The organism is Patescibacteria group bacterium, from assembly GCA_028711655.1.
Lineage (GTDB): Bacteria > Patescibacteriota > Patescibacteriia > Patescibacteriales > JAQTRU01 > JAQTRU01.
Genome location: JAQTRU010000004.1, coordinates 1 through 21596, shown reverse-complemented (window position 1 = coordinate 21596; position 21596 = coordinate 1). Strand labels below are relative to the sequence as shown.

The window sequence follows — 21596 nt, the reverse complement described above, 5'->3', positions numbered from 1 at the left end:
GTGGTTAAAGTCCTCGAAGCTATTCGGCTGAAAATAAAGAAACTAACCGCGTAGGCCGCCACAATAATAACCAAGCCGATAATCGCGGCCTGGATTAACTCCTTGGCCTTGGTTACCATCTCTTCCTGGCCCCGGGCCATCATCCAAAGATAACCGCCATAAAGCATCAGGGCTATAAAAATAATCGCCAAAACGCTTAAGAAGGTGTTAACAGCTATGCCGGCAATCTCCGAAATTGTGGTTTCGGAAATTCCGCTTGTCTGGTAGCCGCTAGCGCTCCCCAATCCTTCTAGCCCCTGTTTCATATTCGGAACACCATCCTGCCCAAAAACAAAATAAGGAAAAATTAAAATCAGGATAAGAAGAACTAAAATTGAAACTTGTTTGATAATTTTTAACATAAATATAATGCGAATTAATCCGAATTGAATCCGAATGCTCCGAATATCTTTATCTAAATTAACTAAGACAGAAACATTCGGAGCATTCGCCTGCCTGCCGGCAAGGCAGGGATAAATTTGTAAATTCGGATTATATTAATTAAAGCCGCTCTCCTGGACATATTCTCTGGCCAGCATATACAAAGCAAAGTAAGTAATGGCGTAAGCCGCTACCACAATAACCAACCCGATAACCGCGTTTATTATCAATTCTTTGGCCTTGGTAACTTGTTCCTGATTGCCCCGCGCCATCATCCAGAGATAACCTCCGTAAATCATTAAAACTGTAAAAATAATTCCCAGAAAAGAAAGAAAAATTTTTATTATTCCGCCGGCAATGGAAGCGGTGGTAATTTTTCCCTCTTTCACGTCAGTAACATTATACTTGGCCGCTTTCCCGGCTTCTTCCAGCAAAGAACCGACTGAATTTCCTTTATCTCCGCCTTGGGCGGAAACTCCGCCGGCGTCAATGACGATCAAACTGATTAAAACAATAAAAACAACGGAAATAACTTTTTTTAAAAATAATCTATGGCTCATACCTTTATTATTTATTGTTTATTGTGTCAAAACCGCCCTCATAACCTGCCAACCCGGCAAACATCTTAACAAAGAAATAAGCGAGGAAGTAAACTATGGCAAAAATTATAAGGCCAATGGTCGCGTTTTTTATCCTTTTTTTCGCCTGCTCAATTTTTTCGCTGTTGCCCCCGGCCGTCATCCATTCATAACCGGCAATAACAATCCGGGCCAAGAAAAGAAATCCGAGAAACGGAGCCAAATAAAGGATGCCCCCGATATATCTGGCAATGGTCGCGGCCGCGCCGCCTTCTCCAACCGCGCCCGTCTCATAAACCTCGGTTTTTGATACCCCTTTTTCCAGCTCATCCGCCCATTGGCCGATTCCGGTTTTGGGTTCAGTAGTTTCGGATTCGGTTTGAGCCAAACTCGCGTTCGCCGCCACAAAAAAGAGAAAAACAAACAAAGCTGCCGCTATTTTACAATATCTTTTCTTATCTGAAATTTTCATATTATAACCTAAAGTTTGAATATTTTTACGACTTGGCCGCTGGCTATGGTCAAAACCAAATGGGCGAATAAATAAGCGGCAAAAATTACCAGAACCCCGATAGCCCCATTTTTTATTTTGTCCTTTCCCTTTTTTACCATTTCGTCATTGCCGCCGGCTCCGACAATATCCAACGCGCCCATAATAATTAAGATAAAGAAGGCCACGCCGACAAAAGCCATAACCGCCGCGATAATATTGCCGATAAATTGAGCGATTTCCATTTCCCCCTTGCCTTCTTCGCCCGGTTTATAACCAATTTCTCCGCCGGTTTTTTCTAACCCTTTTTTAAAAGAATCAACGCCGCTTGGCATTCCTTCATCTGCGCCAGCCGCCCCTATTGCCGAAAAAAAAGCGAAAATGAAAATAAATAATATCGCCAAGCTTATTAATTTTTTTTTATTTAAAAAAAAGTCCATTTATTTTATAACCTGGTTTAAAATTGTTTCGCCAAGAAATCTGGTGATTAAATAAGCGGCGGCCACGATAATTAAGCCGATCGCGGCCTGGGTAACTATGCTAATGGCTTTGCCCACCTGCTCTTCATTGCCCCGGGCCGTCATCCAAAGATAACCGCCATAAATTACCAAAATAAAAAACAAAATCCCAATAAAAGACAGGGCGGCGCCAATAAGACTTCCGATCAGGCTGGGAACGTCAGTCTGGGTGGGGACTTTGCCAAACCCCACCTTGGTCGTATCCTCCAAGCCCGCGGCTGCCTTTTCCAGGCCCGTAGCATTATCATCTACCGCCTGGACCAAACAAATTTTTCCGGTAAAAACCGTAAAAAGTAAAACCGCGATAAAAATTATACTAAAAATTTTTTTCATATTAAAAATTTTAATTTTTTATTTTCTTCCTGATTTTCCACCTTCTCTGGACACAAAATAATTTATGTCCAAAGGAGTGGACCCCCGACAAAGGGGAACCCACCTTGCCCCGCCCCTTTTAGGCGAAGCACCAAAGATATTTGGTCGCCTAAAAAGGGGCGGGGCTAATTCTTAAAACCGGTTTTAAGAATTTATGTCCCTGCGCCAGTCGCGGTATAAAGCTTCTCAATAACAAACCTGGCAATGCCCCAAGCCGCCAAAATTATAATCAAACCAATAATACCGGCAGAAATTAACTTTCTGGCTTCAGCCACCTTGTCTTCATTGCCCCCGGCTGTCATCCATTTGAATCCGCCCAAGAGGATTATAATTACGGCGATAATGCCCAAAAATCCTAAAGCCACATTAATTACGCTAGCAATTATTACCCTTGGATCCTCCTCGCCTAATTTTAATTCATCGCCAACATCTGTCTGATATCCTCCCCAAAGCAAATCATCAGCTTCACTGTCTATTTGCGCCTGCGCGGGCAGAGCCAAAGCAAACGCCGGAGCCATAACCAGCATAATCAAAGCCGCTATCAACAGGTTTTTAAAAAACTTTTCTTTCATATTTCACCTCCCCTCTAATCCTGGCTAATATTAAAAATATATTGCCGAGAATTTATTTAATAATATTTTTAAATTTATAATTTACAAACAATTTTTGGCCTCGGAAACAGCAGCTTTATAATAATTTATCCCCTCCCTGTAAATATTCCTGATTTCCGAATATTCCCGTTTTGTTTTATCCAAATCATTTATATTAACAGCCTTTAACTTTCCCTCTATTCCGCCTAGTCCGGCCCGGGCTGTTTCTAGATTGTTTTCCGCCGCCGGGCATTCTCCTATCGCTTCTAATACTTTTTCAAGATTGTCTGTTTTAATGCTTAAATCATTGAATAATTTAGCGCCGTTATAAAAATAAACAAAAATTTTATGGCCGAAATATCCCCCTATCTCCTGGTAGGCTTTCCCCGGATTGTCAATCGCCAGCCGCCGGCAGGAATTATCGCCGGACAACAGAGCGTCTCTCATAAGAAGCCGCAAGTTCGCGCCCTTGGCTTTGATTTCCGGAGAAATTCCGGAAAAATTCTCAGGGCTGTTAATTTTTGTATTGTAATTTTCAACCTTAGCCAAAATAGAATTTATTTTCTTAAAACTGTTAAGCATGGCTATCGCCTGCTTATGCCTGGTATTCGCCCTTAAATGATTATAGTCATTATAAACTGTTTCATAAGAAGTCCAGCTCTTATTCAGAACATACCCCCCATAATAACTCCTGAAATCATCCAGCGCGCCCAAGAATTTATCCGTGAATAAAATCTTATTCTCCGGCGGATAATATCCAAAAAAAGCTTCTAGCAAATACTTTTTATTCCCCCAAACCGCGTAGTCTTTAAATCCTTCCAGTTGGCTGTTTATTTTGCTTATGTTGTAAAAAGTTTTATAAACTATTGTCGCCGCCTTGTAGTTATTGTCCTTACTTATATTTTTATACAAATCTTTAATAAAGGCAAGTTTCTCCCCCAAAGAAGCTGTCGGCAAAAGGCTCCAAGATAAAACTTTTTTTTCATAATTGTTTTCGTAATGGCTTTTTATTCTGCCAATATACCCGCTTTCTTTTGTAAAATTATCTTGGGCTTGGGCCGGAATCTCGGATAAACCGCCGACTTTTTCCCGGAAACCATTAAGCTGCTTATAATAACCGTCGCATTTTTTATAAATCTTCAGCTTGTATTTTAAAAGTTCGAGTTGTTCTTTCTTATTTGAATCTAAATCGTTAATTTTCTCTTCAATAACCCCGGGTCTGGTTTCCGTTTTCACTGCCGTTAAATCAGATCTTAATAAATCTAAAACTCCTCTTCCTTCGGAATTTATAATTTCTCCGGCAAAATCGGAGCGGGTTGAGGGGCTTAAATATTCATATTTATTTATATAATCAAGGTATTGCGACAAGGTTTTCTGCAACCTTAAATTTTTCTTTTCATAACTTTCCACCAAGTCCGCCACAACTTTTTCTTTTGTGGTTCTGACGGAAATGGTCCGGCCAAAACCGGAACACCCTTCATCGTATTCACCATCCTCATTCCTGTCCGCCTTCCGGTCATTGCAGGCCTGGACTTTGAAATTATATCTGGTGTCGGGAATCAAATTGTTAATCAGATATTCTAAATTTGAAGCTTCAACATAACGAAAATTGTCTTCACTTTCCGCTTTATAGGCAATTTGGTAGGAAAGAGCGCCCTTAACCGGCTGAAAAAATATATTTATTATGGTCGCCGACCTCTCGTAGTCAAAAGCGGGTACGCCCGGATTGGTATATAAAGATATGGGGAAAGAATATAAGCATTTGCCGGAAGACAGGCAGGCGTCTGAATCAAAACATTCCTCAAAATCATCGTCGCAAACTCTCACCTTAAAAGAATAAACCGTCCCCGCTTCCAAATCATCTAAATAATAAACAAGGGGATGGCTTCTGATGGAAGGAGTGGTGGTGGCGCCATGAAAAATATAATCGGAATCTTCGTCGCCTTTATAATATACCCCGTATTGCTCATTTTCCCGACCATACCAATGAAATCCAAGTTTTTCGGATGTTGCCTCTGTCTCTGGGGTTAGAGGCGGTCTATAAACGGGGTCGGCTCTAACCAAGAAGGGCAGAATAAATAAAAAAAGTATAAAAAATATTTCTTTTGCTTTCATTTTTTTGCCTTGATTTTTTAAAAAATAACGCCCTCTTCTTATAAAGCGTCTATATCGCCATCGCTAATATCTTCTTCCGCCTCGTCTTCAATATATCCGCCTTCTTCTTCGGCTTCATCAAACTCGCCCTCGTCAACATCTGAATCAATCGCTCCGGCCCCCTTTTCCAGATTATCTAAAAGCTTCCTTATATCTTCTTTATTTTGAGGAACTTCGGTTATTCTAAAAACCTCTTTTTCTCCCTCTTCCGGGTTGAGCCGCCCCCTATTATCGTAAATCTCTTCTGCGGAATCTTTTTTTTCTGACCAAATATCGGTATCCGCTTCCTGCTTCTTTCCGCAACCGGTCAAACTGAAAATCAATAAAAAAACAAAGGGAATTAAAATAAAAAATCTTTTTTTTGCCATATTTTTCTCTAAAATATCCAATCCCCGCAAATCAACCGGATTTCCTATATTTTACCATATTCCAAAAAATAAAACAAAAACAATCCCGTCCCGATTGCTCGGGACGGGATTGTAAAGAAGGGGCCTATCTGCCTCTGTGCCTTGTGAATTCAAAGCCGGCACGACATCTGAATTTCTTATATTTAAAAACAAAGAGGTTCCCAATATAGCCGTTATCTAAATTCGCATGTGCCCTATTTGCCGCGCCCGCCAAAGCTACGCTTGGACGTTGCGGGCGGGTAGCAGGGCTTTTTTCCGCTAGGAAAAATAACCTAAAATAACTTATTTTCCTCTTCCTTGTCGGGGGAATCGTTATTTTCTCCGGGAAACAAGGGATCTTCCGGATTTTCCTTATTTTCTTTTTGTTCTTTCGCCAATTCGCGATTCACCCAGAATATCCAACCGATTATGGCTAATAAAAATATAATAAACACTATTAAATTCGCGCTTAATTTTCCTTGATTCTCCCTGCTTTCATCAACCGCGCCAAAAACATCTTTTTCGCCCGCCTCTTCTATTGTTCCCTCTTCATCCTTTTCTATGTCTCCGCTTGAAGAAATAACCAAAGCCTTATCCGATTCAGCTTTCCCGGACGGCTCCTTGATTTCTCCTACCAGCCCATCCTTTTCTTCCCGAGCTCCCTCGCTAATAACCGTCTGGCGCGCGGAAAAATTAATAATATTAGAGTTTTTGCTCACCTTGCCGCGGCTATCAGCGGCCGTTGTGTATACCGAATGGCTGCCTCTGGCCAAAACCGGAGCTTTAAAAGCGAAATTGGCCGCGCCTGAAGGATGATTTTCCACCGCAAACCGGCCGACCGAGCTGTTATCAATAAAAACTTCTATTAAAGAATCATTTTTCGCCAAACCGACAATAAAGGGCTGGTCAAATTTGGTTTGAGTGTTTATAACCGGAGACAGCAAGGTCGGGGCCGGCATTGGCGGCTCAATTATAAATTCCAAAATATTGGAATTTCCGCTTTTTCTGCCTAGCTCATCTTCGGCCACAGCCCAGACTTTATGCTTTCCAACGCTTAAATTCAAAAAAGGTTTATAGGCAAAATTGGCTGTGCCTGACTCGTGGGAAACAATTTCCGTTTTTCCGTTATAAACGCCGTCAATATAAATATGGGCAAAACTCCAATTGTCCACCAGGCCGGTTATATAGGGTTTTGGCTCGCCCACTGTCTTTCCGGTCTCCGGGCCGACCAAAGTCGGGGCCGGCAAAGGAGGAATAATATATTTTATTTCTACTGGCGGAGACAGGACCAAAGAAGTTTTGTCTCTGGCAATTAATTTTATCTCGTTTTCTTCGGCCAAAACCGCCTGATGCTCATAATAAAAGCTGTCGCTTTCGGTCTCTTTGCTTCCCGTTTTGGCAAAATCAACAAAAACGCCGTCAATATAAACCAAAACCTCGGTATTGGCCGGGGTTAATCCCTTTATAAAAAACCGGCTGCCTGGCTCCTGGCTTCTGCCCCCGCCCGTTTCAACAATAGTCGGGGAATCAACCGATCCGGCCAAAACTCGGCCGGTAAAAAGGAGGGCGAAAAGAGTAAAAAAAATAAAGAGGGTGGCTTTCTTTTTATAAATCATAAAATTTTTCTCCTCCTTAATTTTATTTTTATCCTTTGTCTATTTTAAATAATTTCTTTTTTAATTGTTAATATTTTATCTTTCTGATTTATAATCATTGGTTAATTAGGGCTAATGGGGTACAGACCAGCCAGGCCGATTTGACCTTTTTAGCCCTAATAACTAATGATAGTTTAACTTTATCTGCCCCGCTTTTCTTCGTCAAGTAAATAAATGGTTAATAAGCTGGGGGAAAGCCTAAAAAAACTGTGCAAAAAAATGTGTAAAAACTAGGGATAAATTGGTTTGTTTTTTTAAAAATTTTTAAATTATATCCTTATAATGTTTAATCTTAGCCATTTTTTTCTCTCGGTTAATATCAACGGAAATGAAGTCTAATCGGATTAAATTTTCGTCCAAATCATTTTTGTAAATATAAAGTTCCAGGGCCTTTCCCAGATGGCCGGATTTTCTAAAATCAAAAGCGTCTTCGGCCTTGCCAAAAGCCGAGGATAACTTGGTTTTTACCTCAACAAAAACAAAAATTTTTCCCTCTTTGGCTATAATATCTATCTCCTGGAAGCTTATCTTCACATTTTCACCCAAAATCTCATAACCTTTCTTCAATAAGTAATTTTTAACCAAATTTTCCCCGAATTTTCCAACTTCCCGCCTGTAATTCATAAATTTAAAATAAGAAGGCTCATAACCAGCCTTCTTATTATTTTATTATTTTATTATTTTTACGGTATATATTTTTTGTACTCTTTTTCTTCTTCAAACTTTTTCTTCTTGTCCGGTATTGTCAACAAAGACTTAACGATAAAAACGAGCCAAACCAACATAATTATCGCCCACAATAAAAACCAAAAACGGGAAGATAAAAAGGGAATTAACTCATAGCTGAAAAAAAGCAAAACCAAGCCGATAATGGCGTTAGCCAAAGAAAAAGACTGCAAACGGCGCCAAAAAAAAGTATAAAGCCCTTTTTTTCTTCCGATGAAAAAACGGCAAAAAAAATAAAAAACAACCAGGCCTAAAATAAAAATGACAAAAGTCTTTTGGTAAACCGGCAAGAGAGCTCCCGGCCTTAAGTTAAACCAAAATTTTAAAGATAAAAGATTTCCCATGATCTTAAAAATAAAATAATAAAATAATATAAAAATAAATTGTTTTAATGCTCTACTATTTTATTATTTTGTTATTTTATTATTTTGTTATTTTATTTTTATAATTTAACAAATAAAATTCCGTAATGGTGCTGCCCGGCTTCAAATTCTTCCTCTATTTCCAAGCCTAATTTTTTTGCCCCGGCCTTCAACAAATCAATTTTAACCCTTTCTTCAGGCGGAGGCCCGAAAGGGGAGGAAACATTCTGCCATTCCACCACCAGTAATTTTGCTCCTTTTTTGAGCATTCTTACAGCCTCTCTTAAAATTTCAACTCTTTTGTGGGATTGATACAGGGTGTTTATCAGAAAAGCCGCGTCAAGGCTGCCCGATTCTATTTTAGTAGCCTTAAAAATTTCCAGATTGCTCCAAATTGTCTGAATATTATCTATATTCTCCTGCCTGGCCCTTCTTTTTATTTCTTCCAAGACGGTTTTTAATATATCAACCGCGTAAACCACGCCTCTCTTGCCGACCAGTTTCGCCGAAGGAAAAACAAAATGGCCGGAAGCGCCGCAACCCAAATCAGCTACCTTTAAATTTTCCCCTATTTTTGCTTTGCTTAATACGAAACCGGCATCAAGTAAAACATTTCCCCCTGTGGTTTTAAGCATAAAATATTAATAATTAGTAATTAGTAATTTGCCTGCCTGTCGGCAGACGGGAATATTATACCAGCAAGTTTAACGCTTCCCCAAATTATCACCGCCATAGCGGGATCCCGCTTCAATAATTAAATAAGGCGCGGGACCAATTTCTAATCACAAATTACTATCATTCAGAAAATTAATCTGAAAATTCGCTAAAATTATGGCCTACCCAAAACATTATTATGGTTTGAGATGGTTACAAAACTATTTTGTGACTAAATTTAGATATTTTCAGCCGAGATTAGGAAAGCCAGCCCCGCATTTGCGGGGCACCAGCTTGACGAAGTATCGGCTGAAAATAGCAAATTGTAGTAGAAATAGTTTTGTAACCATCTCATTATTCATTCGCTAATACCTGCCTGACAATTACGGCTTCCCGCCCATATTTTTTTTTGGCGGTTATGGTTATGGTATTAAGGCCTGTCTTTAAATTAACTTTTTCCGTAAAAAGACCCTCTTTCTCGCCCGAACTTAAGGCGACTGCCTCTCCGTTGATTTTAATCTGGGCTTCCGGCTCCGTTTTTCCGAAAACAATCACAAAATTATTTTCCGTAACTGAATTGTCTAACGGCTCAATCACGGAAAGAAAGGGGGGCGACATTATTTCTTTCAAACAAAAGCCAAGATAAGAAAAAAGGGCAAGAACAACAACTATTATGACAAAACTTCGCGCTATCTTGGGGACAACCAAAAAATTATATTTCTTCACAACCTGTTGGGAAAAAATTTCTTTGCTTTTTTCCGGCTTATTCCAATCCTCATCGGATTCAAGCTCTTTTAATAATTTTTTAGGGTCAAGCTCCAAATAAACGGCATATTCTCTTAAAAAATTCTTCCCATAGACTCCGGCAGGCAATTTGTTGTATTCTCCACTCTCCAGAGCCTCAAGATATTCGTGCTTTATATTTAATTTTTTGGCAATATCCTTAAGCTTTAAATTCTTCTCTTGGCGCCGCTCAATAAGCTCTCCGGCCACTATCTCTGAAGCTGACAATATTTTGTTTGGCCTGAATTCATTCATAAGGGGAATATTTAATTTTATTTAAACCAACCGGTAGTCGCCCACTCTCCTTCTATTCCCAATGCCCCAATAGTAAATTGTATTATCATATAACTAGTAAAAACGATTACTAACCCAATAACTGCTCCAATAATGATTTCCTTTGCTTTTGTCACTTTTTCGCTACTGCCGGAAGAAATTATCATCATCAGCCCTCCGTAAACAAACATCAGCAAGGCCAAAGATCCGACAATTCCCAAAATCCATTGAGTGGCATTTATGCCTATTTTAACAAAATCGTTTAACCCATAATCACCGGTAACTTTTTTTCCTCCATCAGGCACAATTCCATTCTGCGCCAGACAAACATTAACGGATAAAACACAAAAACACAAAAATAATAAAACAATCACCGCCAGGGCGGGACGGGAAAAATAATAAAATAATTTTTTATTTTTAACAAATTTCATAATTTTTACTTCTTACTTCTAACTTCCCTGCCTGCCCTGCCTACCGGCAGGCGGGCGGCAGGAAGGTTACTTCGTAATCGTCTGCTGAACTCTTCTTGCCCCCAAATTTATAATCTCTTCAATTTTGCCTTCTCCCGCCACCGCCGAATCAATCATCTCCCCCATGATCAACTCGGCCGCGTTGGCATCGTCTCCCCGATACCAGCTGTCGGCGGTAAGCACTTGTCCGGCAAAAATGTTTATATCCTCATCCTCAAGCTGTTCATTGACCAAGGACCGCAAAGCGGTTGGTTTTTTTGTTTTAGCCAGATATAATTTCGCCTGTTCGGCCCTGGTGGCGAACTGAATAAAATTCCAAGCCTCATTGATATATTTGCTTTTATTAGAAACTGCTTCTACCCAATAATTGGCAAAACTTATCTGCCCGAGATTGCCTTCTATCTGCGGCAGGGGAGCTATGTCAAAATTTAATTTCGGCGCCCTGGCTTTGATGGTCGGCAAATGATAGGCATAACCGAACATTATGGCCAATTTGCCGGCGATAAACATCTCCAAAGAATTATCCAAACTGCTGTTCCAGCTATAAACCTCCTTGGCCGGATTGGAAAAATCCGTATAAAAACGCAAGGCTTCAAGCCCGGGGCTGTAATTTTGGCTCCTTAAAGCTTCCGGAATTCTGTTAAAAGAAACGTTGTTGCTGTCATCCACCATAACCGCGCCGTTCTGCATCATTAAAATAGATAAAATATCGCTATATCGTTCTACATTTTTGCTGCCGCCCAAAGCCACGCCTGACTGGATGATTTTGCCGCTGGTGTCCTGCTTGGTCAAATTTTTCACGGCCTGCTGAAATTCCCGGTTCCAAAAATCCGGCGGCTCGGCAATGCCGGCATTATTGAAAAGATCCCGGTTATAATACATAACCAAAGTATCAAGGGCCAAGGGCAGGGCGAATATTCTCTCGCCTGTTTTTCCGGTTTTTGAGTCCACGGCCGGCAAAACCGTATCTTTGTAGACAACATCAACAAAATTATTTTTTAAATCCCTGAAAGTTAAACTCTTGGTTGTTCTTAATTCCTGCACCACTTCTTTTTTTATTGTGCCTTTTTCCACCGGATAAACCATGGAAATTTCTGTTGGCAAAGGCGCCAACTTACTTTGGTATTTTTTTACCCAGGTATTGTGGAGGGAAAGAATATCAGGCCCCTTATCTTCGGCCATAGCCTCTAAAAGCTCCTGCTCATATTCGCTGTAACGCAATTTCCGGTAATTAATCGTAATATAGGGATGGAGTTGCTTATATTTTGCAATAATTTCAACAAAAGCATCCGGGCCGTCCCAAACCCGCCAATAATTCAAAGTAATCGGCTTCATTGCCTCCTGCGTTTTTTTATCCGCTCCCTTGCAACCGAAACCAGAGGTTAAAAGGAAAGAAGAAATAAGTAATAAAATAAGTAGTTTATTCCTCATATATTATTTCCTACAAATTACAAATTCATTACAAATTTTACAAATACCCGTTTAAACATCTTATATAACATTCGTAATATTTGTAAAAGATTTGTAATTCGTAACTATATTTATATTATAACAAAAATAGGGAAAAATAGAAAATCCGTCAGTTTTCCCAAACTATCTAACACCTAAAACCTAAAACCTAAAATCTAATTTACTCCACCCTCGGCCGATACTGCAGAGCTTCGGCAATATGCGAGGTTAAAATCTTTTCCTCGCCGGCTAAATCAGCGATTGTCCGGCTTATTTTTAAAATCCGGAAATACGCCCGGGCGGACAAATGCATCTGGTCAACCGCGCTGCGCAAAAGCTGGCAAGAAGAATCATCAATTTGGCAGAATTTTTTTACCGCTTCGGAATTCATTTCTGAATTGGTAATGATTGGCATAGCCTTGAATCTTTCGGCCTGAATTTTCCGAGCGGCTTCAATCCTGCTTTTTATAACTTCGGAAGTCTCGCCTTGGCCTTCGCTGGAGAGCTTGTCAAATTTTAAGCGCGGCACTTCAATATGCAAGTCAATGCGGTCAATAATCGGCCCGGAAATTCTTTTGCGATAATTGATAATCTGGCCCGGCGCGCAGGTACATTGCCTTTCTTTATCCCCGTAAAAACCGCAGGGGCAGGGATTCATGGCCGCCACCAAAATAAATTTGGCCGGAAATCTTAAGTTGCCGGCCGCCCGGCTTACATTTATAATTCCGTCTTCCAAAGGCTGGCGCAAATTTTCCAAAACCTGACGGGGAAACTCTCCGAACTCATCCAGAAATAAAACGCCGCGATGGGCCAGGGAAATTTCCCCGGGTCTTGGCCAAGTGCCCCCGCCGACCAAAGCCACGCCTGAAGCCGTATGATGCGGGGAGCGGAAAGGACGGATAGTAAGCAAGGCTGTTCCAGTCGGCAACTGGCCGGCCACGCTGTAAATTTTGGTTATTTCCAAGGCCTCTGCCAAAGTCAAATTAGGTAAAATTGACGGAATTGTCCGGGCAATTAAGGTTTTTCCTGATCCGGGCGGCCCAAACATTAAAATATTATGGGCCCCGGCTGCGGCAATTTCTACCGCCCGTTTGGCATGCTCCTGCCCCCGGACGTGGGACATATCGGAAAAAATTTTTTCTCCCGAAAAATCAAATTCTTTGTAATCCGCGGGCGGAATTGGCTCCTTGCCGCTTAAATGCCGGGCTAATTGGCCCAAATCATTAAGGGGGATAACTTCCAGCTCTTTTACCAGCTTAGCTTCCGGCGCATTTTCCTTGGGCACAAAAATAGTTTTGAAACCGGCTTGCCCGGCCTTGATCGCGACTGGCAAGACGCCATTAATCGGCCGGACCTGCCCGGACAAAGCCAGCTCCCCGACAAAAAGCATGCTCCGGCCTTCATCAGGGAGCGAGACCCGGCCGGTTTTTACCAAAACGCTTACGGCAATGGGCAAATCATAACTTGGCCCGTATTTTTTCAAATCTGCCGGCGCTAAATTAACCGTTACTTTTACTTTGGGGAAAAAAAAACCGGAATTTTTTACCGCCCTTCTCACCCTTTCCCTTGATTCGGAAACCGCCGCGTCCGGCAAGCCGACAATAGCAAAAGCTCCCAAAGGCCCGCCCCCGTAATCCGCTTCCACTTCCACCAATTCCGCTTCCAGACCAACCACCGCCGCTGAAATTATTTTTGAAGACATGGGTTAGTTGCTTAGTTAATTAGTTGGATAGTTTTAAAACTCCTCCCCAACTAATTAACCGCTTAACTATTTAACTATCTAACTATTTAACTATCTCCATTATACCACAAAACAAAAAACCGCTTTAAAACAAAACGGTTTTTTTATATTATTTTGTTATTTCCCGCCCGCAGGCGGGTCCGCCCCTGGCGGATATTTTTTATCTTCTCCCGCTTCTTCCAGCTTTATAGAAAGCAACCTGCTTACCCCGTCATCGCCCATAGTCACGCCATAAAGAATATTAGCCCGGCGCATAGAAGCGCGGTTATGGGTTATGACGATAAACTGGGTTTTATGGGAAAGGTCGTCTAAAATTTTCGCCAGCCGCTCGGAATTGGCTTCATCCAAGGCCGCGTCCACCTCGTCCAAAACCACAAAAGGCGAAGGATTGGCGCTGATAATGGCGCAAATTAAGGCGATGGCGGTCAAAGCCCTTTCTCCGCCGGAAAGCATGGCCACGGATTTTATTTTTTTGCCCGGAGGCGTGGCGGCAATTTCAATCCCGGCCAGGCCGGTGGCATTGTGTTTTCTCAAAAATTTTATTTTTTTTAAATCTAAGCCGGAATCTTTTCTAGATTCTTCTTTTTGGATAACCTCATAATTTTCCTTCGCTTCCGCGCCGCTCTTCTCGTCTTCGTCTTTTTCTTCTTCCATTACTTTTATAATTTTAGCCATCCCGCCGTTAAACAAAATTTTAAAATATTCTTCAAATTTTTGGGAAATAATCCTAAACTCTTTATCAAATCTTTCTTTGATGGTCAAATCCAGCTCCTCAATAATTTTCTCCAAAGATTTTATGGCAACATTCAAATCCTTAACCTGCCCGGACAGAAAATCAAAACGCTCCTTGGTTTGTTCATATTCCTTGGTTGTTTCCGGGTCAATTCCGCCGATCAATTCAAGCTGATGCTTTAACTGCCCGATTTTTTCTCTGACCGCGTCCAGGTCCATCGGGCCGGAAAATTTTCCCTGCCTTATTTCTTTCGGGCTGCCGAAATTATTCCTTATTTCAATTTCTAAATCTTCTAACCGGGTTTCCTGCCGCGTGGAATTAATCTTCAGATCGCTCAACTTTCGGTTCAAATCATTTATCTCATTTTGAAGCTCGTTTATATTTTTCTGCAAGGAGAATAAACGGTCCCTGGCCGCTTCCTCTTCCGCGTTAGAGCTATCAATTTTCCCGTTTATTTCTTTGGCCCGCTCCTCCGCCTGGGAAAGTTTTTCTTTTAAACTCTTTTTTTCTTCTTCTATTTCTCTGGAGTCAAATTCAGGCTGGCTTTGTTTTAATTTTTCTAAAATTTCTTCCAAATCTTTGGCTGTCTTTGTTTCTTTTTCTTTCAAAAGCTTAACTCTTTCAACCCGGGCCGATATTCTTAAATTATTTTCATTGATCTTTACGATCATTTCTTCCCTTGCTTTTGTCAGTTTAACAATTTCCTCGCGCAAGTTTTCTATCGCCCCCTTGTCTTCCTCCCTTAATCTCTTTATAACTTCCCTAAATTCGCTTTTTATCTTTCCGATAAGGTCTTTAAGTTTTCCCAGGTCATTTTCCCCTCCGGCTTTTTCCAGCTCAAAAAGCAATTTTTTTAAAATTTCGCTTATTTTTACCTTCTCTCCCGAGTCCGACCCGGAACTTAAGTTAATCAGGCTGTCGCTGGCTTCGTTTAATTTTTTATCAATCTGGTTTTTTTCATTTTCTACCGCGGCAAAATCATCCCGGCTGTATTTTATATTCTTTTCCAAAGATTCTATCTCTTCTCTTGTCTTTGCCGCTTCTCTGCCTAATTCTTCTTTTTTGTTATTAAGCCAAGACAAGTCGAATTTCCCCCGCGCCTCCAATTTTATTTCCAGTTGGGCGTCAAGACGGGCCAGTTGTTTCACTATTTCTTCCTTTTTCTCCCGCAAATCAAGAAGGGACTTCTGCCACTTTTCAAATTCCAAAGTCTTTTTGTCTTTCTTTTCTATTTTTTCCAATTCATTGTTTATCTGCTCTAACTTTTTTTCCTTGGCCAGTTTGATTTTTTCTAAATTCAAAAATTCATTGTTAAATTCATTAAACTTGTCATTTATTTCATGCCAAACCTTGCGATAATAATTAAGCTGCAGGCCCTTTAACTCCACTTCAATTTTTTCTCTTTTTTCCAGCTTATTAACCTGCCGTGTAAGACTCCTAAGCCGCGGCTCTATTTCTCCTAAAAGCATCTGAACCTGGCCAAGATTTTCATAACTCGTCTGCAGTTTGCCCAAGGAATCATCCCTCTTAATCTGAAATTGCTTTACGCCGGTGGCTTCGTCAAAAAATTCTTTCCTTTCTGCCAGACTCGTATTTAAAAATCCCTCAACCATGCCCTGGCCGATAACGCTGTAAGTTTTTTGCCCGAATTTTGCCTTGGCCAAAAGCATTTGAATATCAGCCAGGCGCGCCCGCGATTGATTTATTAAATATTCGCTTTCTCCGTCCCGAAACAACCGGCGGGTTAGAATCACTTCGGAATAATCTATCTGGGCCTTCTTATCTTCGTTATTCAAAAATAAAGACACTTCAGCCATGCCTAACCGGCCCTTCCTGTCCGAACCGGAAAAGATAATATCTTCGCTTTTTTTGCCACGCAGGGTTTTCATGCTTTGTTCTCCCAAAGCCCAGCGCACGGCATCGGCGATATTGGATTTGCCCGAGCCATTCGGCCCGACAATGGCCGTAATGCCCCGCCGGTCGCGCGTAATCATGCCGGGGAAAACCAGCTTGTTTTTATTGGCAAAAGATTTAAAGCCCTGAATTTCAAGTTTTTCTAGATACATAAAAAGTAATCAGTAATTGGTAATCAGTAATTAGGATATTATGCTGACATATCTGGCGCTTCCCCAAATTACTAATTGCCAATTACGAATTACCATAGTCCTATTATAAAACAAATCAGCAATTTTTAAAAGTTCATCTTGCTTTTAGAAAAATTATGTGGTGAAATAACAGTATAATTGATAAAAATCCTTATGCCAAAAAAAAGAATCCTAGTTATTGGCGGCCCTACCGGAGTGGGAGAAACCACTGTCACGAATGAAATAATAAAATCCTATCCCATATTTAAAAGGCTGGTGACCGCCACTACCAGAAAAAAAAGGCTCAATGAAAAAAACGGCCGGGATTATTATTTTTTCTCTAATAAAAAATTTAATGAGGGAATAAAAAAGGGCAATATCATCGAATACCAAAACACCAGAAATAAAAATGTTTATTATGGCACCTATAAACCGGACTTAGAAAAAAAAATTACTGCCGGTTATAATATAATCGTTAACCCGGATATCGTGGGAACAAAATTTTATAAAAAAAATTATAACGCCACGGCAATCTTTATCATCCCGAAATCATTGCCCGAACTTAAGAAAAGATTGTTTGCCCGCGACCCCTTAATCCCGAAGAAAGAATTGGAAGAAAGGTTTAAATACGCAAAATATGAAATGAAAAATGAAGCCCATTTTTATGATTATAAAGTAATGAATGAACAAAATAAATTAAGAAGGGCGGTAAATCAAATTATTAAAATAATTAAAAAAGAAGGATACAGATTAAAAAAGTAGTAATGGTTGACAAAAAACTGATTCTATTATAGGATTAGACAAGAATTTAAGAATTAAAATTTCGCCTTAAGCGGCGATATTTATCCCGCGCCTTTTAGCGGGGTTAAACTTTATTCATTATTCATTCCGCTAAAAGGTGCGGGATTTATTTTAAAAAATATGGCAGAAGATAAAAAAACGGAAAAAAAGAAAATTCCGGAAATAAAACCCGGCATGACCGTTAGGGTTTACCAAAAAATTAAAGAATTAAATATTAAAGGTGAAGAAAAAGAAAGAACCCAGTATTTTGATGGCACGGTTATCGCCCGAAAACACGGCAAAGAAAAAGGCGCGACAATAACGGTCAGAAAAGTTTCTGATGGAATCGGCGTGGAAAAAATATTTCCTCTCAACCTTCCGACCATAGAAAAAATCGAGATAAAAAAACAGGAAAAAGTAAGGCGGGCCAAACTTTACTTTCTTAAAAAAGGCTATAAGAAAAAATTAAAGGAAAAAAAGGTCTCTTAAAGGTCGGGGTCACCGCGCCTTAAAGCCGCAGTGCTGGAATTGGTAGACAGGCCAGCTTGAGGGGCTGGTGTCCTTAAGGACGTAAGGGTTCAAATCCCTTCTGCGGCACTAAGCCTTAGCTGGCGAGGGCGCATAGCTTCCGCCTTCGTCCGCCGATTCGGCGGACTTCGGACGGACAAGCAGTTGGTTACCCGCCCGCCAGCGACTTCGCCGCAGGCGTGTCGGGCGGGGAGCGTCTCGTTTATTCACCCCGTTAGATTTTGGGCAATTAGCTCAGCTGGTTAGAGCGCTTCGTTTACACCGAAGAGGTCGTAGGTTCGAATCCTACATTGCCCACTGCCCAAAAAAATTAACGGGGCAGGCCGAGAAGGCCCTGGGTTTTTACCCCGGGTTCATCCCGGGGCGAATCCCTGCCTGCAGGCAGGCTAGTGCGCCCACATAAAAAACAGCTCCGAGCATTTGGGGTTGTTTTTTTATCTTTATTTTTTAAAGAAAATAAACTACAATTAAACCATGGAACAAATAATAACCAATTCGGAAAAAGAAACTCTTGCCTTTGCTAAAAAATACGCCAAAAAATTGAAAGGCGGGGTAGTAATGGGTTTAATCGGAAATTTAGGCGCTGGCAAAACCGTTTTTATCAAGGGCTTGGCTGCCGGCCTGGGGCTTAAAAAAAATATTACCAGCCCGACTTTTGTCATAATGAAAGTTTACCCTGTTAAGAAGGGAAAAATAAAAAACTTTGTCCATATTGACGCTTACCGCCTTGGATCCGGAAGAGATTTAATTTCTATCGGCGCGCAAGAATATTTCAACCGGGCTGACACTTTAACCATAATTGAATGGGCGGACAGGGTTAAAAAAATCTTGCCAAAAAAAACAAAATATATTAAAATGGAAATCTTGGAAGGCGCTAAAAGAAAAATTTTGAAAAATTAAAAAGACCGATGCTTGAGCCAGTCGGTCTTTTTTAAATGCCTTCTCCGGGCATTATTTTTTTTAATGCTTCGCGAAAACATTCGGAAGTTATCGGTTTTGGGCAAAAAGCCACATTATGATTTGAAAAGAGCTTACTCCAAACTTCAAAACTACCATATTCTTTTTCGCCGACAATAATCACCGGCTTGCCCCGGGAAACATAAGCAAGGGCAATATTCAAGCCGCGCAGGGGATCGGGGTGAGAATCACCGCCCTCCGGATCAGACAATTCGGCTTCAATCAATATCAAAGGAAAAGAATCAAAATCTATTCCTGTTCCCTCAACTGACCTTAATAATTCTGATAAAGGCGTATCAACTATGGCAACCAATTTTACCCCCTATCGGCTTATCTGCTCTCCGACCATAAACCAGTTAGGCAAATCAACCTCATCGCTTTCAACTTCAATTTTTTCATCTTCGGTCAGTTTATCTTTATTTTTTTCTAATATTAATCTTTCAAAAGCGAAACGTATTTCAGAAAAATTTTTAAAACCATTGGCATTGGGATCTATAAAACCCTTTTTCGTCACCCATTTTTCTAAAAAATTATCCGGAATTTTATTGCCGGCTTCCAGCTCGCCTAATTCGGGGAACCTTTTAAAAAGTTCTCTTAATAAATCCGCGTGAGGCGTATGGCCATCGGCAAAATATTTATCATTTTCACTACCTTTATCATTTCCTTCTTCTTCCCTTCTCTCAACAATCATAAAGGCCCTTATTTTTCTTTTCGTCCCTTCCGTGGCCGGAATAGAAATAACCCTATTCGCATCTATCCCGTAATGACCAATAATTTCGCCTCTTGTTTCCTCCACCAAAGATTCATCTATTTCTCTTGAAGTAGCGGCATGGGCTTCCAAATGCAAATCTGTGCCCGGGTTATTAGTATTAATCTTGGGAGTGCTTATGCCGTCAAAAAGATGGGACTCTTTTATAGTTTTTTCCTCCTTGCTCGGGAATTTTTCAAAAGTCATAGAGATAAAAAAATAGTTTTTTAAAACTATCTTAATTATACATCTTTTTTATTTTTATAAAAAATAAGGATTAAACCCGAAACTCCCCCCACTATCATTACATCCGCAATATTAAAGACCGTAAAATACTTTAAATCCAAATAATCCACCACGAATCCGTATTTTAAACGATCCAGCATATTACTTATAGCACCAAAAATTATAAATGTCAAGAAGGCGACCTTACTCCATTCTTGTCTTTCCGCCAGAAACAGCAATTCATACAGCAAAAAGATGATTATCATAATAATCAGAATATTCAGAAAAATTCCGGAAAAAGGCAGGGAAAAGGCAATATTATAATTAGGGGCGAAACCCAGTTTAAAAAAATCTCCGGCAACTGGAATTGATTTATCAAAAAAACCGCTCGTAGCTAAAAATTTAAAAAACCGATCTAAAACAACAAAAAACATGGCCAATAAAATCCAGAAAGCCATGTTTTTTTTATATTTTAGCATAAGTCCCGCGCCTTTTAGATGGGATATAAACCTACACCTAAAAATTTTATTCTCTATTTAAACCCCGCCACAAAAATCTTGAACAAAAAAGGCGCGAGGTTAACTGTTCTGCAGTTTGGTTTTGCATTCCACGCAAGCGCTTGCTACCGGCCGAGCCAACATTCTCTTTTTGCCAATCGGCTTTTTACAATATTTACAAATGCCATAGGTGCCTTTTTCTATCCGCTCCAAAGCATTATTAATATCGCGCAATGTGCTTTCCAAAACTTTCTCCGTAGCCAAGTTGGTGGTATATTCGCCAATTTCTTGCGCATTTTCATCTGATTTATCGCCATAATCAGGAAATAGGGCTTTATGCTCATCTTTGTCATGGATATCTTTGCCGGCAATATCCTTCAAATCATTCAAAAGCTGCTTTTTTCTGGAAAGCAGATCTCCCTTTATCTGTTCAATCGTCTTCTTGTCTAAATCATTGTCTCCTTGTTTTTTTGCTGCTGTCATATGTTTGTTTTCGGGTTCGGTGTCCTTGTCCTTGAAGCCCGCTTAATAAAATCCCACTCCTTGTATGGAGTATTAACCTCTGCCGGAAAAATAATTCCCAGCCTTTTCTGCGCGCCAATGGTGGGTAATATTCTAAACAAGGCGCGGGATAAAATAAAAACCAATAATAAATTGGTCAATTTGACTAACTTCAGTATACCGCAAATCCAGTTTTTGGCAAGGGTTTTGCCCGAAAAATAATAAATAAACGCGAATTACGCCTTTGCGACATTTACTGGCGGACTTTGTCCGCCGAAGCGCGCTTCGGCGCGCGAAGGCGGAACGGACCCCGCATAACTCGCTTCGCTCGTAACGGGGCAGGCGGGACTTTTGCCCCACACCCGTAAGTGGTGCGGGGCGAACCCGCGAACCCGCACGAAAGCTTTGCTTTCTGCGGGGTAAACCTCCTGCCTGCCCCGCTGTAAAAAAATTTTGAGCGGAACGGACGGGACTCGAACCCGCGACCTCCTGCGTGACAGGCAGGCGTTCTAACCAACTGAACTACCGCTCCGCTCAAAATTTTTAGTTTGTTTTTGAAAAATAAATTATGCTAATTACTTGGAGCGGGATGTGACAGGCAGGCGTTCTAACCAACTGAACCCTGCCTGCCGGCAGGCAGGTACCGCTCTAAATATAACTATTAACTTTTAACAATCAACTATTTTATATCCATATGTAAATTAGATTATCGCCCTAAAATAAAAACAGCCCTCTCGGTTTGATAAAACTTTCAGTTAAACAATAACAAAAAATATGCTATTAGTCAACATCATGCGGGTATACTAAGGCAGTTGGAACAAGAGTAAAATTAAACTAGCTAATAATTAACTCTCTTGTTCTATGATCGCGCTCTTAAACCAGGTCCCTTCTGAGACCAAAATCAGAAAACAATTAAGAAAAA

Annotated in this window: 25 protein-coding genes and 3 tRNA genes; 6 read left to right on the top strand and 22 right to left on the bottom strand. The window is 40.5% G+C overall.

Features of this window, described 5'->3' with window-relative positions; translation table 11 throughout:
- The 17 genes from PHQ42_00945 to PHQ42_00865 form a co-directional block, all read right to left on the bottom strand.
- A partial coding sequence (locus PHQ42_00945; GenBank protein ID MDD5071284.1) for a hypothetical protein occupies nt 1-401 on the bottom strand: 401 nt, incomplete at its 3' end.
- A gap of 135 nt (nt 402-536) precedes the next feature.
- Complete coding sequence (locus PHQ42_00940) at nt 537-980, bottom strand: hypothetical protein (protein ID MDD5071283.1); 444 nt, start codon at nt 978-980, stop codon at nt 537-539.
- Between the two features lie 7 nt (nt 981-987).
- Nucleotides 988-1470 carry a hypothetical protein gene (locus PHQ42_00935; protein ID MDD5071282.1) on the bottom strand — a complete coding sequence of 161 codons (483 nt, stop codon included), beginning with the start codon at nt 1468-1470 and terminating at the stop codon, nt 988-990.
- A gap of 8 nt (nt 1471-1478) precedes the next feature.
- Complete coding sequence (locus PHQ42_00930) at nt 1479-1928, bottom strand: hypothetical protein (protein MDD5071281.1); 450 nt, start codon at nt 1926-1928, stop codon at nt 1479-1481.
- Nucleotides 1929-2339 (bottom strand): hypothetical protein, encoded by a 411-nt coding sequence (locus PHQ42_00925; GenBank protein MDD5071280.1) that lies wholly within the window; start codon nt 2337-2339, stop codon nt 1929-1931.
- Between the two features lie 191 nt (nt 2340-2530).
- The gene (locus PHQ42_00920) at nt 2531-2950 is read right to left on the bottom strand and encodes a hypothetical protein (GenBank protein MDD5071279.1); all 420 of its coding nucleotides are present in this window, start codon (nt 2948-2950) and stop codon (nt 2531-2533) included.
- A gap of 81 nt (nt 2951-3031) precedes the next feature.
- Nucleotides 3032-5083, bottom strand: coding sequence for a fibronectin type III domain-containing protein (locus PHQ42_00915; protein MDD5071278.1), 2052 nt, complete (start codon nt 5081-5083; stop codon nt 3032-3034).
- 38 nt (nt 5084-5121) lie between these two features.
- Nucleotides 5122-5490 carry a hypothetical protein gene (locus tag PHQ42_00910; protein MDD5071277.1) on the bottom strand — a complete coding sequence of 123 codons (369 nt, stop codon included), beginning with the start codon at nt 5488-5490 and terminating at the stop codon, nt 5122-5124.
- A gap of 311 nt (nt 5491-5801) precedes the next feature.
- The gene (locus PHQ42_00905; GenBank protein MDD5071276.1) at nt 5802-7124 is read right to left on the bottom strand and encodes a hypothetical protein; all 1323 of its coding nucleotides are present in this window, start codon (nt 7122-7124) and stop codon (nt 5802-5804) included.
- A 303-nt stretch (nt 7125-7427) separates the two neighbouring features.
- A complete protein-coding gene (locus tag PHQ42_00900) occupies nt 7428-7787 on the bottom strand; it encodes a YraN family protein (protein ID MDD5071275.1) in 360 nt (119 codons plus the stop codon).
- Between the two features lie 59 nt (nt 7788-7846).
- Nucleotides 7847-8233: a hypothetical protein gene (locus tag PHQ42_00895; GenBank protein ID MDD5071274.1), complete on the bottom strand. Its 387-nt coding sequence runs from the start codon at nt 8231-8233 to the stop codon at nt 7847-7849.
- Nucleotides 8234-8331: 98 nt separating this feature from the next.
- Entirely contained in the window at nt 8332-8886 is a 555-nt protein-coding gene (locus tag PHQ42_00890) for a class I SAM-dependent methyltransferase (GenBank protein ID MDD5071273.1), read from the bottom strand.
- A gap of 373 nt (nt 8887-9259) precedes the next feature.
- Nucleotides 9260-9943 carry a helix-turn-helix domain-containing protein gene (locus tag PHQ42_00885; GenBank protein ID MDD5071272.1) on the bottom strand — a complete coding sequence of 228 codons (684 nt, stop codon included), beginning with the start codon at nt 9941-9943 and terminating at the stop codon, nt 9260-9262.
- 17 nt (nt 9944-9960) lie between these two features.
- Nucleotides 9961-10392: a pilin gene (locus tag PHQ42_00880; GenBank protein ID MDD5071271.1), complete on the bottom strand. Its 432-nt coding sequence runs from the start codon at nt 10390-10392 to the stop codon at nt 9961-9963.
- Between the two features lie 66 nt (nt 10393-10458).
- A complete protein-coding gene (locus PHQ42_00875; GenBank protein ID MDD5071270.1) occupies nt 10459-11862 on the bottom strand; it encodes an extracellular solute-binding protein in 1404 nt (467 codons plus the stop codon).
- Nucleotides 11863-12061: 199 nt separating this feature from the next.
- Nucleotides 12062-13582 (bottom strand): YifB family Mg chelatase-like AAA ATPase, encoded by a 1521-nt coding sequence (locus PHQ42_00870; protein MDD5071269.1) that lies wholly within the window; start codon nt 13580-13582, stop codon nt 12062-12064.
- Between the two features lie 156 nt (nt 13583-13738).
- On the bottom strand, nt 13739-16420 hold the full coding sequence (locus PHQ42_00865; GenBank protein MDD5071268.1) for an AAA family ATPase: 2682 nt from the start codon (nt 16418-16420) through the stop codon (nt 13739-13741).
- A 192-nt stretch (nt 16421-16612) separates the two neighbouring features.
- Here PHQ42_00865 and PHQ42_00860 point away from each other — a divergent pair, with 192 nt between their 5' ends.
- The 5 genes from PHQ42_00860 to tsaE all read left to right on the top strand — a co-directional run bounded on the left by PHQ42_00860 (nt 16613) and on the right by tsaE (nt 18646).
- Nucleotides 16613-17200, top strand: coding sequence for a hypothetical protein (locus tag PHQ42_00860; protein MDD5071267.1), 588 nt, complete (start codon nt 16613-16615; stop codon nt 17198-17200).
- Between the two features lie 159 nt (nt 17201-17359).
- The gene (rplS, locus tag PHQ42_00855; protein MDD5071266.1) at nt 17360-17707 is read left to right on the top strand and encodes a 50S ribosomal protein L19; all 348 of its coding nucleotides are present in this window, start codon (nt 17360-17362) and stop codon (nt 17705-17707) included.
- A 24-nt stretch (nt 17708-17731) separates the two neighbouring features.
- Nucleotides 17732-17815, top strand: a tRNA-Leu gene (locus PHQ42_00850).
- Between the two features lie 154 nt (nt 17816-17969).
- Nucleotides 17970-18043, top strand: a tRNA-Val gene (locus tag PHQ42_00845).
- 177 nt (nt 18044-18220) lie between these two features.
- The gene (gene tsaE, locus PHQ42_00840; GenBank protein MDD5071265.1) at nt 18221-18646 is read left to right on the top strand and encodes a tRNA (adenosine(37)-N6)-threonylcarbamoyltransferase complex ATPase subunit type 1 TsaE; all 426 of its coding nucleotides are present in this window, start codon (nt 18221-18223) and stop codon (nt 18644-18646) included.
- A gap of 31 nt (nt 18647-18677) precedes the next feature.
- Here tsaE and PHQ42_00835 read toward each other — a convergent pair whose 3' ends face one another.
- The 4 genes from PHQ42_00835 to PHQ42_00820 all read right to left on the bottom strand — a co-directional run bounded on the left by PHQ42_00835 (nt 18678) and on the right by PHQ42_00820 (nt 20656).
- Complete coding sequence (locus PHQ42_00835; protein MDD5071264.1) at nt 18678-19016, bottom strand: hypothetical protein; 339 nt, start codon at nt 19014-19016, stop codon at nt 18678-18680.
- 9 nt (nt 19017-19025) lie between these two features.
- Nucleotides 19026-19658 (bottom strand): hypothetical protein, encoded by a 633-nt coding sequence (locus tag PHQ42_00830; GenBank protein ID MDD5071263.1) that lies wholly within the window; start codon nt 19656-19658, stop codon nt 19026-19028.
- A gap of 35 nt (nt 19659-19693) precedes the next feature.
- Nucleotides 19694-20155, bottom strand: coding sequence for a signal peptidase II (gene lspA, locus PHQ42_00825; GenBank protein MDD5071262.1), 462 nt, complete (start codon nt 20153-20155; stop codon nt 19694-19696).
- Between the two features lie 99 nt (nt 20156-20254).
- Nucleotides 20255-20656 carry a TraR/DksA family transcriptional regulator gene (locus PHQ42_00820; GenBank protein ID MDD5071261.1) on the bottom strand — a complete coding sequence of 134 codons (402 nt, stop codon included), beginning with the start codon at nt 20654-20656 and terminating at the stop codon, nt 20255-20257.
- Between PHQ42_00820 and PHQ42_00815 the strand changes: the two genes are divergently transcribed.
- Nucleotides 20657-20896: a hypothetical protein gene (locus PHQ42_00815; GenBank protein ID MDD5071260.1), complete on the top strand. Its 240-nt coding sequence runs from the start codon at nt 20657-20659 to the stop codon at nt 20894-20896.
- Nucleotides 20897-21132: 236 nt separating this feature from the next.
- Here PHQ42_00815 and PHQ42_00810 read toward each other — a convergent pair.
- A tRNA-Asp gene (locus tag PHQ42_00810) sits at nt 21133-21206 on the bottom strand.
- Between the last annotated feature and the right edge of the window lie 390 nt (nt 21207-21596).